We start from the raw sequence: 13,325 nt of genomic DNA, 5'->3' as shown, positions 1-13,325 counted from the left end.
GCTTATGTGCCCGGTGAAGGGGCGGTCACGATGGGCGCTCACCCGTACGGGCCACGAGCGGGCGCCCGCCGGGAGCGGCCGGGGTCACGATGGGCGGCATGGGTCCCCGTACCCGGCGTTCCCGCCGCTCTCTCGTGGCCGCCGCACTCTCGGCGCTACTGGTGCCGATAGCCGCGGCCGCCGCCGACACACATGCCGAACTGCGCACCGCGACCGAGGAGGCACGCGACCCGCACCCCGCCGCCCGACTGGGCAGGGACCTGCGGACACTCGCCGCCCGCGGCCGCACCGCGCTCCACCTGGCCGCCACCCGAGGACGCGGCCGCACCGACTGCCCCACCGCCAGCAAGATCCGCTGTGACTGGGGCCTCGGCCTGCGCACCCTTCTCGTCGACACCGTGATGCGCCGCGCCGAAACCCTGCGCCGCCGCCTGGGCACCACCGACCCCGGCACCCTCGGCGTCACCGTGCGCTTCTCCGACGGCAGCGTCGGCCTGTCCCTGCGCCAGCCGCACTGGAACTGAGCCCGGCCCGGCCCGTCCGTAACTGAGCCCGGCCCGGCACGTCCGTTCCCGCCCGGCCCGTTGCCCCGCTCGCTCCCCGCGCCTCGCTTCCCAGACAGGCGATTTCCCATGGGAGTTGAGGAGCCGAGGCCGCCGAGGGCTGCGGCACCGTCGGCTTCGTCTCTGGCAACCGCACCGGGAACGCGCTCCGGAGAACCCGCTCCGGGCCGCCGTCCGCATACCGGACCTCTGGAGCGCTCCGATCCGTCTCAATCGCCCCGAACTCCCTCTGACCTGCACGCACTTCGGAGCGTGAGGGCCTCGTACCCCACCAAATGGGGAATTGCTCCGGCGGACAGGTGCTCGATCGGGGGAAGTTGCGTAGGGTCGGGCCCACATCCGTGTCGGGGGAGTACGGGCGAGACCACAGCCCACGGGAGGGGAACGGGATGTCTGGGTTCTTCGGATCAAGGTTGCGCAGGGGCGCGGGATCCGCGGCGGTCGCGGCCGTCGTCGTCGCGGCACTGTCGGCCTCGCAGGCTCCCGGCCTGCCCGACGAACGCCCGGACAGAAGCGACCGCAACGTCGGTGCCGAGGACACGCCGCCGCCCGCCGAGGACAACTCGGTCACCGGCAACTCGCCGTACTACACCGACCTGCCGCCCCTGAACAGCCCCACCGAGAAGCCCACTTCACAGGAACCGGCCCGCTCACGGCCCACCGAGTCCGGCATCCCGGCGAGCGTGCTCGACGCGTACAAGAAGGCCGAGACCGCCCTCGCCCGCTCGAACCCCGGCTGCAACCTGCCCTGGGAACTCCTCGCCGCCATCGGCAAGGTCGAGTCCGGCCAGGCCCGGGGCGGCCGCGTCGACGCCGAGGGCACCACCCTCGGGGCGATCCTCGGGCCCGCCCTCGACGGCAACGGCTTCGCGCTGATCAAGGACAGCGACGGCGGTCTGTACGACGGCGACACCGTGCACGACCGCGCGGTGGGCCCGATGCAGTTCATCCCTTCCACCTGGCAGCGCTGGGGCAGCGACGGCAACGGCGACGGCCGCCAGGACCCCAACAACATCTACGACGCCGCCCTTTCGGCGGGCCGTTACCTGTGCGCGGGCGACCGGGACCTGTCCGACGAGAAGGACCTGCACCGCGCCATCCTCGGCTACAACCACTCGCAGGAGTACCTGCGTACGGTCCTGACCTGGTACGAGTTCTACCGCCGCGGCACCCACGAGATCCCGGACGGCACCGGCGCCCCGCCGAGCGGTCCGCCGCACACGCCGAAGCCCACCAAGCCGGCCGGTCCCTCTCCCGAGCCCTCGAAGCCGGGGGAGACGGACAAGCCCGAAGAGCCGGACAAGCCCGAAGAGCCGGGCAAGCCCGGTGACGACGGGAAGCCGGACAAGCCCGGAGATCCGGACGAGCCCGAGAAGCCGGGAGAGCCCGGTGAACCCGGCGAACCGGGGGAGCCCGGCGAGGAGACGCCGACCCCGCCCGCCCCGACCGAGACCGTCGCCCTCATCGAGGAGGCGGGCACCGGAGATCTCACCGCCACGGCGGGCGAGCGCTTCGCCGAACGGCCCGTCGTGCACGCGCAGAACAAGGCGGGCCGGGACGTCGCCGAGGCCAAGGTGCGCTTCGAGATCATCGGTGACACCGACACCCGCTTCCCCGGCGGAAAGACCGTCGCCACCGTCACCACCGACGCCAACGGCAAGGCCACCGCGCCCACCCTGCTCGCGGGCGAGAAGGACGGCACCTTCACCGTCCGCGCCACCGTCCCCGGCCGCGACCTCGCCCCCGTCGACCGCACCGCGACGGTCGCCCCGCGCACCGCCGACGCCCTCGTCCGTACCGACGACAAGGCGCTGAGCTGCGAGGCCGCCACCGCCTTCGCCGACGACATCGAGGTCAAGGCCACCCTCAAGGGCGCCCCCGCGGCCAAGGTGGCCACCACCGCCACCCTGGTCAAGTCGGCCGAGGACGCCGCCGAGAACGACAAGGGCCCTTACTTCAAGGACGCCGAAGGCAAGCCGGTACGCACCCTCACGGACCTCACCACCGACGCCGACGGCCTGCTCACCCTGCCGAAGCTGTACGCGGACTCCGCCACCGGCACCTACCTGCTCCGCCTGACCACCGAGGGCGGCGCCACCCTGACCGTCGAACTCACCGTGACCGAGCCCGCCTCGGCCTGATTCGGTCCGCTCGCCCCGCTCGTACGGCCGACTCGCACAGGCCGGACGTACGAGCGGGGCGAGCGCGTTCGTTTCGGGGTCCTCGGCCAACGTGCCGCTCAGCGCCGCGGGTTGGGCTGCTCAAGGCCGTGAATTGGTTTCCTCGACGCCTCGGACCGGTTGGTTCGGCGCTGCGGATCGGGCCCCTCAATGTCACGGGCCGGTTCGTTCGGCACCGCTGCTTGGGCCCCTTGATGCCTCGGACCGGTTCGCGTGGCGCTGCCGCTCGGGTTGCTCAGCGCCGTGGATTGGTCCGGCGGGTCGCCGGAGCCGTCGACGGATCCTCCGGCCAGGGGTGCTTCGGATAGCGGCCGCGCAGCTCGGCGCGCACCGCGCGGTAGCCCTCCCGCCAGAACGACGCCAGGTCGCTGGTGACCGCCGCCGGACGTCCCGCGGGCGACAACAGCTCGACCACGAGCGGCAGTCCGGCGACCGTGGGCGTCGACGTCAGCCCGAACATCTCCTGCAACTTCACCGCGAGTACGGGGCGCTGCGGGTCCGCGTAGTCCACCCGCACCCGCGAACCGCTGGGCACCTCCACCCGCTCCGGGGCCAGTTCGTCCAGCCGGACCGCCTCGCCGCTCGCCCAGGGCAGCAGCCGGTTCAGGGCCTGACCCGCGTCGATACGGGCGAGGTCGCCGCGGCGGCGGGCCCGCCCGAGCTCCGGTTCCAGCCAGTCGGACGCCCGGCCGAGCAGCGCCTCGTCGGAGACCTCGGGCCAGGGCGCGCCCAACCGTCCGTACACAAAGGCCAGTCGCTCCCGCAGCGCCCGCGCCTCGCGCGACCAGCCGAGGAGCCCCAGGCCCTCCCGGCGCAGTCCGTCGAGGAGCGCCTCGCGCACCTGACCGGGATCGACGTCGGCGCCCGTGAGCGGCCTGGCGGTGAGTTCGATCGCGCCGAGCCTGCTCACCCGCCGCGCCACCACCTCACCCTCGGACCACCGCACCTCCTCCTCGTCCACCCGCAACGGCGCCGCCGCCCGCAGCGCCGTCTCCTCGTCCAGCACCGCCGCGAGCCGTACCCGCGCCAGTTCCGCGCCCACCGGCCGGTCCGCGACCGCGATCGCCAGCCAGGGCGCCCCTCGAAGCGGCGAGCCCTCGGCGGTCTGAGCCCGCGTCCCCTGCACCATCCCGTACGTGTGCTCCGCCCGCACCCGCCCGATCCGCTCCGGAAACGCGAGCGCGGCGACAAGGCCCGCCGCCCGCTCGTCACCGGAACCGGAGGGGGCGCCGGACGTGGCGGGCGCGCCCGCCCCCGCGCCCCCGGCGGAAGAGCCGACCGCCGAGGTCAGCCGCCGTGCTTCCTTCTGCCAACGGGCGGCGTAGGCGTCGCGGCCGCGGCGGGCCGCGCGCCAGGCCGCCGCGAGGTCGTCGCCGTACTCGCGCGGCGGCTCCTCGCTGAGCAGGGCCACCACCTCGGCGGCGCGGCGGGCGCCGAGCGGGACCGAGGCGTCCAGCAGCGCACGCGCAAGCCGTGGGTGCAGGCCGAGCCGTGCCATCCGTACGCCACGTTTCGTCGCCCGCCCTGTTCCCGCGTCCACCGCGCCGATCGCGACGAGCACCTCACGCGCGGCCGCCATCGCACCCGCCGGGGGCGGGTCGAGCAGCGCCAGGCCCGAGGCGTCCGGATCGCCCCAGCAGGCGGCCTGCAGCGCGAAGGCCGTCAGATCGGCCAGTTTGATCTCCGGTGCCGGGAACCGGGGCAGCCGTGCGTCCTGCGCCTCGGCCCAGCAGCGGTACACGGTGCCCGGCGCCTCGCGCCCCGCACGGCCCGCCCGCTGTCGGCCCGCCGCCTGGGAGGCGCGCACCGTGGTCAGGGCACTGAGCCCACGGGCGTGGTCGACGCGCGGTTCCCTGGCCAGACCCGAGTCGACGACGACCCGCACGCCCGGCACCGTCAAGGAGGACTCGGCGACGGCGGTCGCCAGGACCACGCGCCTGCCCCGCCCCGGCGCGAGCACCGCGTCCTGCACCTCGGGCGGCGCCCCGCCGTGCACCTGGAGCACCTCGACATCGCCCGGGTTGCCCAACTGTCCGGCCACCCGGGCGAGTTCGCCGACGCCGGGCAGGAAGCACAGGACGTCACCCGTGCGCTCGGCCAGCGCCCGGCGCACCATCGCGGCCACATGGGCGAGCTGCGCCGGGTCCACCCGCATCCCGTGCGGCGGACGCACCTCACGGGCCGGTGGCGCCCACACCACCTCCACCGGATGCGCCACCCCCCGCGCCTCGACCACCGGCGCCCCGCCGAGCAGCTCTGCCCAGCCGGCCGCGTCCGTCGTCGCCGAGGCGGCCAGCAGCCGCAGCTCCGGCCGCAGCGCCGCCCGTACGTCCAGAAGGAACGCGGCGACCGTGTCCGCGTCCAGATGCCGCTCGTGGCACTCGTCGAGGATCACCGTGTCCACGCCCGCCAACTCCTGGTCGCGCTGGAGGCGTTGGAGCAGTACACCCGTGGTCACGACCTCGACCACGGTGTCCGGACCCGCCCTGCGCTCCCCGCGCACGGTGTAGCCGACGCGCTCACCCACCCGCTCACCAAGGAGCCAGGCCATCCGCCGCGCCGCGGCACGCGCGGCGATCCGGCGCGGCTCGGCCACCACGACCCGGCCCGGGCCGCCCTCGCCGAGCAGCCCGGCCAGGGCCAGCGGCACCAGCGTCGTCTTCCCGGTGCCGGGCGGCGCGCACAGCACCGCCCGGCCGGGCCCCTCCAGGGCCGCACGCAACTCGGACAGGACGGCGCGAACGGGCAGCTGTGCCAGGGCTTCGGTGCGGATCACCCGGTCAGTGTCCCGGACCGGCCGGGCCTCGGGTCGTGGAGCCCCGGATCGCGAAACCCGGGATCGCGAAACCCGGGATCGCGAAACCGGCGCGGGCGCTCACGCCCCCCGCTCACGCTCGCAGACGAAGATCGCCGTACCGGGGATCAGGCCGCCGCGCAGCGGGGACCAGCCGCCCCATTCCTGGGTGTTCCAGTCCGGCCACTCGGGCTCGACCAGGTCCACCAGGCGCAGCCCCGCCGCGACCACGTCGCGGACCCGGTCGCCGAGCGTGCGGTGGTGCTCCACGTAGACCGCGCCGCCTTGCTCGTTCTGCTCCACGTACGGCGTGCGGTCGAAGTACGAGGCGGACACCGACAGGCCGTCGGGGCCGGGCTCGTCGGGGAACGCCCAGCGCACCGGGTGGGTCACCGAGAAGACGAAGCGCCCGCCGGGACGCAGTACCCGTCGCACCTCGGCGAGCACCCGTACCGGATCCGCGACGAACGGCAGCGCTCCGTACGCGGAACAGGCCAGGTCGAAGGAGGCGTCCGCGAAGGGGAGGGCGCCCGCGTCGGCCTGGACGAGGGCGATGCCGTCGCCGCCGATGCGCAGCGCGTGCTGGAGCTGGCGGTGCGAGAGGTCCAGTGCGACGGGCTCCGCGCCCTGGGCGCGCAGCCAGCGCGCACACTGCGCCGCGCCCGCGCCGATCTCCAGGATCCGGGCGCCCTTCAGCTCCTCGACCGGGCCGAGCAGTTCGGCCTCCACCTCGTCCAGGCCCTCGGGGCACCAGACGAAGCGGTCGTCGCCGAGGAAGGTGCCGTGCTCGCGCTGGTACTCGTCGGCGTTGCGGTCCCACCAGCCGCGATTGGCGCGGCTGCTCTCGGTCGCTCCGGCGGCACGCCGGGTCGCTTCCGGCTCCTGCTGTGTTCCGGACCCTTGGATGATCGGCTCCCTCGTCGTATTCTCCGGGAAACCCGCCGCGGGTCTCCCGGGGCGGCCGCGATACCGGGGCCGCCGCGCGCCGAGCGGTGGACGGTCGTGCGCACAATGTTGTGCCCGGTGTGTACTGATCCGTCCCGGGTGTCCGTCTTCGTGCGTTGACCCTGCCCGGCTGCCCCCGTATGCTACAAGTTGCGCTGCGAGCCTGCGCTCCTCGGACCGAGCAGGCTGCGCTCGCATCTGTTGTATGTCCCCTCGGTTGTCGAGGCGCTTTCCCCTCTCCGGGACCCGGAAGAGACGGAATCGGCGCTTCCTTGGCTGTCCGGCTTCATCAGAGCGATACGGGCTCCCGGCGTAGCAGTACCTACGACTTCAATGTCCGTACCGGAGCCCTTTCCCACATGACGAGCAGCACCGAGACCACCGCCACCACTCCGCAGGTAGCGGTCAACGACATCGGTAACGAGGAAGCCTTCCTCGCCGCGATCGACGAGACGATCAAGTACTTCAACGACGGCGACATCGTCGACGGCGTCATCGTGAAGGTCGACCGGGACGAGGTCCTGCTCGACATCGGTTACAAGACCGAAGGTGTCATCCCGAGCCGTGAGCTCTCGATCAAGCACGACGTCGACCCCAACGAGGTCGTTGCCGTCGGCGACGAGATCGAAGCCCTTGTTCTCCAGAAGGAGGACAAGGAAGGCCGCCTGATCCTCTCGAAGAAGCGCGCCCAGTACGAGCGCGCCTGGGGCACGATCGAGAAGATCAAGGAAGAGGACGGCATCGTCACCGGTACCGTCATCGAGGTCGTCAAGGGTGGTCTCATCCTCGACATCGGCCTCCGCGGCTTCCTCCCCGCCTCCCTCGTGGAGATGCGTCGCGTCCGCGACCTCCAGCCCTACGTGGGCAAGGAGCTCGAGGCGAAGATCATCGAGCTGGACAAGAACCGCAACAACGTGGTCCTGTCCCGCCGTGCCTGGCTGGAGCAGACCCAGTCCGAGGTGCGCCAGACGTTCCTCACCACCCTGCAGAAGGGTCAGGTCCGCTCCGGCGTCGTCTCCTCGATCGTCAACTTCGGTGCCTTCGTGGACCTGGGTGGCGTCGACGGTCTGGTCCACGTCTCCGAGCTCTCCTGGAAGCACATCGACCACCCCTCCGAGGTTGTCGAGGTCGGCCAGGAAGTCACCGTCGAGGTTCTCGACGTCGACATGGACCGCGAGCGTGTCTCCCTGTCGCTCAAGGCGACCCAGGAAGACCCGTGGCAGCAGTTCGCCCGGACCCACCAGATCGGCCAGGTCGTTCCCGGCAAGGTCACCAAGCTGGTTCCGTTCGGTGCGTTCGTCCGCGTCGACGAGGGCATCGAGGGCCTGGTCCACATCTCCGAGCTGGCCGAGCGCCACGTGGAGATCCCGGAGCAGGTCGTCCAGGTCAACGACGAGATCTTCGTCAAGGTCATCGACATCGACCTCGAGCGCCGTCGCATCAGCCTCTCGCTGAAGCAGGCCAACGAGTCCTTCGGTGCCGACCCGTCCTCGGTCGAGTTCGACCCGACCCTGTACGGCATGGCCGCGTCCTACGACGACCAGGGCAACTACATCTACCCCGAGGGCTTCGACCCCGAGACCAACGACTGGCTCGAGGGTTACGAGAAGCAGCGCGAGGAGTGGGAGCGCCAGTACGCCGAGGCGCAGCAGCGCTTCGAGCAGCACCAGGCGCAGGTCATCAAGTCCCGCGAGGCGGACGCCGCTGCGGCCGCCGAGGGTGGCGACGCTGCCGCTCCGGCCGCCTCCGGCGGTGGCGGTGGCGGTTCGTACTCCTCGGAGCAGCCGGACGACAACTCCGGAGCCCTGGCCTCGGACGAGGCCCTGGCGGCTCTGCGCGAGAAGCTGGCCGGCGGCCAGAGCTGATCACCGGGCACATGCCCTGAGCGCAAGCAGCGCGGCCCGTACTCCTCACGGAGTGCGGGCCGCGCCGCGTTTTCCGGAGGTGTGCGGCAACGGGCCGCCCCCGGCCCTCACCCCGACTCCCGCCCCGGCTTTGCCAATTGATGTGGGAGCCGGGGAATGACCGCCCCTCGGGATGCGTTCTTGTTCTGTGGACACGAGGAGGAGCGGTCACGGTGGTTGATCCACAGGATTTGTTCGCATGGGACCCCAAGGGTCTGTCCGTCGTCGACATGGCCCTCGCCCAGGAGTCGGCGGGTCTGGTCATGCTGTATCACTTCGAGGGTTACATCGACGCGGGGGAGACCGGTGAGCAAGTCGTCGACCAGCTCCTCGACACCCTGCCCCAGCAGACGGTCGCCCGTTTCGACCACGACCGGCTGGTGGACTACCGGGCCCGTCGCCCGCTGCTGACGTTCAAGCGGGACCGCTGGGCCGCCTACGAGGAGCCCGAGCTGGTGGTGCGCCTGCTCCAGGACGCCACCGGTGCGCCGTTCCTCGTACTGTCCGGGCCCGAGCCGGACGTCGAGTGGGAGCGCTTCGCCGCCGCCGTGCAGCAGATCGTGGAGCGGCTGGGGGTACGGCTGACGGTCAACTTCCACGGCATCCCGATGGGTGTGCCGCACACCCGTCCGGTCGGCCTGACCCCGCACGGCAACCGCACCGACCTGGTGCCCGGCCACCGCAGCCCGTTCGACGAGGCCCAGGTGCCCGGCAGCGCGGAGTCCCTGATCGAGTACCGCCTGATGAACGCGGGCCACGACGTCCTCGGCGTCGCCGCCCACGTGCCGCACTACATCGCGCGCTCGCCCTACCCGGACGCCGCGCTCAGTGTGCTGGAGGCCATCACGGCGGCCACCGGCCTCGTCCTGCCCACCGCCGCGCACAGCCTGCGCACCCAGGCACACCGGACGCAGACCGAGATCGACCGGCAGATCCAGCAGGGCGACAGCGAACTGGTCGCCCTCGTCGAGGGACTTGAGCACCAGTACGACGCCGCCGCGGGCTCGCAGACGCGCGGCAACATGCTCGCCGAGCCGACGGATCTGCCCTCCGCCGACGAGATCGGCCGCGACTTCGAACGCTTCCTCGCCGAGCGCGAAGGCGACAACTGAGCGCTGTCCGGGCCGACCGACACCCTCCGGTGTCACCGGCACCCTCTGGTGCCCGGCCCGGACAGCGCCCGGCTCACCAGCGGCGGCCCGCGTGCGCGGCGCGGCGGGGCTGCGGCGGGAGGTAGGCGGCGCGGAGCCGGGCGACCAGGTCGCGGCGCAGCTCCCGGTCCTGGTCGGTCTCCAGCGGCATGTCCAGTTGGACGATGCTCACCCCGGCCGCGCGCAGCCAGCCGATCCGGGCGGCGACGGTCTCCGGTGAGCCGATGAACGCGCCCGCCAGTGAACGGTCGATGTAGGCGGACAGCTGGTGGGTGTCCGCCGCGCGGCCCCGTTCGCGGTCCCGGTCGAGTTGGACGGCATCGAGCCGTGCCGCAGCGCCCGGTCCGGAGGTGAGCCGGAGCGCGTCCGCGCGGATGCGCCGGGCACGCTGCTCGGCCTCCTCGTCGGTGCGGGCCGTGACGACGGTGACATGGCGCCAGATCCGGACCGTCCTGCCGTGTTCCGCGGCCGCCGCGTGCACCTGTGCGATCTGACGGCGGGTGGCGGTCAGCGGCTGCGGCGACACCGCGTACACCTCGGCGTACCGCCCGGCGAGCGCGACACCCTGCGGGGAGGAGCCGCCGAACGACAGCAACTCGGCGCGGGGGCGCGGGAACAGGCCCGCGCGAGCCCCGCGCACGGTGTAGAACTCGCCGTCGTGGTCGAAGTCCCGGTCCTCGGTCAGGGCCCGGTGGAAGACCTCCAGGTACTCACCGGCCCGGCGGTAGCGGTCCGCCTTGCCGAGGGTGTCGCCGTCGCGGGCCACGTCGGCGTCGCTGGAGCCGACGATGACATGGGCGGCCGCCCGCCCGCCGGACAGCCGGTCCAGGGTGGCCAGTGAGCGGGCGGCCACGGTCGGCGCGGTGGTACCGACCCGGTGGGCCACCGCCACCCGGAGCCTGCTGGTGGCCGCCAGCGCCCAGGAGGCCACCAGCCAGGGATCCGGCCAGGAGCTCGACTGCACGACGAGGGCGCTGTCGAGCCCGTCCTCCTCGTTCTCCCGGGCGCCGCGCGCCACGAACGCGGGATCGGCGTCGCGCTCGCGCGGGTCGGGGGCGAAGCGCAGGGCCTGACGCTCCTCGGGTGTCTCGCCGGTGACGGGTGCGGCGCGCACGCCGCCGCGTATGTCGAGCTCCATCGGTTGCCTCCGGGGCGGGGGTTCAGCGAGCCGCGGCCGGGCCCAGCCGGGCCAGGGTGTCCAGGACCCTGGCCTTGCTGATGAAGACCTCGGGCGGCAGGGACACGTACAACTGGATGGTGGTCACGCCGGGTTGGTGGTAGCGCAGGATGCGTTCCCGGCACTCCTCGGGCGAGCCGCTGATGAACAGGCCGTCGACGACCTCGTCCGGGAGCGCCTTCTGCGCGCCCGCGACATCGCCCTCGGCCCACCGCTCGTGGCACTCGCGCAGCAACTCGCCGTGGCCCAGCCACTCGTGGAACTTGCGGTAGGGCTCGCGGTTGAGGATCCAGGCGAGGAAGGGGCGCGAGGCGCGGTGGGCGTAGCCGGTGTCCTCGGTGGGGCAGACGAACACCTTGACGACGAGTTCCTTGCCGGGCGGCTGCGGCCCGACCGCGTCCAGGATCTTCGGTACGTCCTCGGGGAAGAGCAGATTGGTGATGGCGCCGTCGCCCTCGCGGAAGCCGAGGCGCAGCATGCCGGGGCGCAGGGCGCCGAGGATCACCTTGACCGGGTCGGCGGGCGGGTGCGGCAGCCGGTAGCCGGTGATGGAGAAGGTGTCGAAGTCGCCCGCGATGTGTTCGCCGCGCAGGGCGCGGGTGACGAACCTGAGGACGTCCCTGGTGCGCTTGTACGGCTCGTCGAACGGAATGCCGTTGATGTCGGTGACATGGGCGGGCACCGAGGCGCCGATGCCCAACAGCAGCCTGCCCGGGGCGAGTTGGGCGAGGGTGGCGGCGGTCTGGGCGAGTACCGCCGGACCGCGGGTGTGCACCGGGACGATGCCGGTGGCGATCCGCAGCGAAGGCGACCAGGCGGCGACCGTGGCGAGTGGGGTGAAGGCGTCGGTGCCGCCGCCCTCCGCGCTCCACACGTCCGTGTAGCCGAGGTCGGGCAGCTGCTCGATGAGGAAGCGGTGCCGGTCGATGGTGAGACCGGGCAGGGGCAGGGTGACGCCCCACTTCGGTTGCGTCCCGGGCGCGGAAGCCGGTGTGAGGGTCATCGGGCCACCTCTACGGTCGTGAGGTCGAGGAACCAGGACTGCGGCTGGACGAGCCCGCGCACCTTCGGTGAAAGCGCCCGCGGATTGCGGTCGTTGACCACGAACAGCCAGGGCGCGTCGGCGGTGACCAGCTCCAGGGCCCGCGTGTAGTCGGCCTCGCGGGCGGCTCGGTCGGGATTGGGCCCTGCGGAGGCGAGGAGCTTGTCCACCTTCGGGTTGCTGTAGTTCCCGGTCCAGAAGGGGCTGTCGGTGCCGATGAACAGCGGCAGCAGCGCCTCCGACTGGAAGAGGGTGGTGGACTGCGCGATGGCCTGCGAGCCGCGGGCCACCTCGCCCTTGGCCTCGGCGCTGATCAGGGTCGACCAGTCGGTGGTACGGATGTCCGCCTTGATGCCGATGGCGGCGAGGTCGCGCTGCACCGCCTCGGCGATGGGCACCGGGACGAGGTTGCCGGAGCCGCCGGTCGGCACGGTGACGGAGGTGGTGAAGCCCTTGGGGTAACCGGCTTCGGCGAGCAGCCTGCGGGCCTTGGCCGGGTCGTGGCGGTAGGTGTCGTTCGCCGCGTCGTAGGCGAACGTGCCACGGGGCGCGGCCTGTTCGGCGGGTTCGGCGGTGCCGTGCAGAAGGTTCTCGGCGATGGCCTCGCGGTCGATGGCGTAGTTGGCGGCCCGGCGCACCTTCGGGTCGCGCCAGGGCCCCTTCTCGGTGTCGAGGATCCAGTACCAGAGGTGGTCGTAGGCGTTGGTGAGCACCTTGGCGCCGTCCGACTTCAGGCTCTCCAGGTCGTCCGGGTTCGGGTACTCGATCCAGTTCACCGAGCCGGAGCGCAGGGCGGCGGTGCGCGCGGCGGCGTCCGGCAGCGCCTTCACGATCAGCCGGTCGAGCTTGGGCGCGCCACGCCAGTAGCCGTCGAACCCGGCGAGCTCGATCTGTTCACCGGACTTCTGCCGTACGAAGCGGAACGGGCCGGTGCCGACGGGGTGTTCGGCGAAGTTCGCCGAGCCGGTCTTGCGTACGGCGGCGGGGCTGGCGATGAGGACGTGGGCGAGGTCCTCGGGGAAGTGCCCGTTGGGCTGCTTGGTGACCAGTTGTACGCGGTCGTCGGCGAGCTTGGTGTACTTGGTGATGCCGCCCGCGTACTCGCTCGCTCCGGCACCGACCGCGTCCGTGTAGTAGCGGCTCTTCTTGTTGAGGTAGCGGTCGAGGTTGAACAGGACGGCGTCGGCGTCGAAGCGGGTGCCGTCCTGGAACTTCACGCCCTTGCGCAGGCTGAACGTCCAGGTCCGGTGGTCCGGCGCGACCTTCCAGGAGGTGGCCAGGGCGCCGGTGATCTCGGCCGGGCCGTTGTTCTTGGACAGGTCGTAGCGGGTCAGGCCCTCGTAGAGCTGGAAGGTGACGAGGCGTTTGCCCTCGAAGCCGTTGCCGCCGATCATCGTGTCGGCGTTGGGGATCTTGCCCGTCGCGCCGATGACGAGGGTGCCGCCGGACTTCCCGTCGGAGGAGTCCGCGGAGCCGGTGCCGCAGCCGGCCGCGGCGAGACTCAGCAGCAGTACGGCGGCCAGGGAGCCGCGCCGTCGGCGGGCGGTTGGATCGTGGTGGTGCGTCATG

Annotated in this window: 9 protein-coding genes; 4 read left to right on the top strand and 5 right to left on the bottom strand. The window is 72.4% G+C overall.

All coding sequences use genetic code 11. From position 1 onward, the window contains the following. Positions 1-98: 98 nt before the first annotated feature. Positions 99-524 (top strand): hypothetical protein, encoded by a 426-nt coding sequence (locus tag HUT18_RS05410; RefSeq protein WP_176098295.1) that lies wholly within the window; start codon positions 99-101, stop codon positions 522-524. A 428-nt stretch (positions 525-952) separates the two neighbouring features. Next, on the top strand, positions 953-2,704 hold the full coding sequence (locus tag HUT18_RS05405) for a lytic transglycosylase domain-containing protein (protein ID WP_176098293.1): 1,752 nt from the start codon (positions 953-955) through the stop codon (positions 2,702-2,704). 274 nt (positions 2,705-2,978) lie between these two features. On the opposite strand, the gene hrpB is transcribed toward HUT18_RS05405, so the two are convergent. Beyond that, on the bottom strand, positions 2,979-5,519 hold the full coding sequence (gene hrpB / locus HUT18_RS05400; protein WP_176098291.1) for an ATP-dependent helicase HrpB: 2,541 nt from the start codon (positions 5,517-5,519) through the stop codon (positions 2,979-2,981). Positions 5,520-5,618: 99 nt separating this feature from the next. Then, positions 5,619-6,680 (bottom strand): class I SAM-dependent methyltransferase, encoded by a 1,062-nt coding sequence (locus HUT18_RS05395; RefSeq protein ID WP_254878434.1) that lies wholly within the window; start codon positions 6,678-6,680, stop codon positions 5,619-5,621. 161 nt (positions 6,681-6,841) lie between these two features. Between HUT18_RS05395 and rpsA the strand changes: the two genes are divergently transcribed. Next, positions 6,842-8,347: a 30S ribosomal protein S1 gene (gene rpsA / locus HUT18_RS05390; RefSeq protein ID WP_176098289.1), complete on the top strand. Its 1,506-nt coding sequence runs from the start codon at positions 6,842-6,844 to the stop codon at positions 8,345-8,347. A 212-nt stretch (positions 8,348-8,559) separates the two neighbouring features. Continuing rightward, complete coding sequence (locus HUT18_RS05385) at positions 8,560-9,498, top strand: proteasome assembly chaperone family protein (protein ID WP_176098287.1); 939 nt, start codon at positions 8,560-8,562, stop codon at positions 9,496-9,498. 73 nt (positions 9,499-9,571) lie between these two features. Here HUT18_RS05385 and HUT18_RS05380 read toward each other — a convergent pair whose 3' ends face one another. Genes HUT18_RS05380 through HUT18_RS05370 form a run of 3 tightly spaced genes read right to left on the bottom strand, consistent with a single transcriptional unit; the run spans position 9,572 to position 13,324 of the window. Further along, positions 9,572-10,675 (bottom strand): LLM class flavin-dependent oxidoreductase, encoded by a 1,104-nt coding sequence (locus HUT18_RS05380; RefSeq protein WP_176098285.1) that lies wholly within the window; start codon positions 10,673-10,675, stop codon positions 9,572-9,574. A gap of 22 nt (positions 10,676-10,697) precedes the next feature. After that, the gene (locus HUT18_RS05375; RefSeq protein ID WP_176098283.1) at positions 10,698-11,717 is read right to left on the bottom strand and encodes an LLM class F420-dependent oxidoreductase; all 1,020 of its coding nucleotides are present in this window, start codon (positions 11,715-11,717) and stop codon (positions 10,698-10,700) included. Continuing rightward, complete coding sequence (locus HUT18_RS05370) at positions 11,714-13,324, bottom strand: ABC transporter substrate-binding protein (protein ID WP_176098281.1); 1,611 nt, start codon at positions 13,322-13,324, stop codon at positions 11,714-11,716. The genes HUT18_RS05375 and HUT18_RS05370 overlap by 4 nt, the downstream gene beginning before the upstream one ends. Between the last annotated feature and the right edge of the window lies 1 nt (position 13,325).

Source organism: Streptomyces sp. NA04227 (genome assembly GCF_013364195.1).
Classification (GTDB): Bacteria; Actinomycetota; Actinomycetes; order Streptomycetales; family Streptomycetaceae; genus Streptomyces.
Note: the sequence above shows the minus strand (reverse complement) of the source record. Positions and strands in the feature narration are given on the sequence as shown.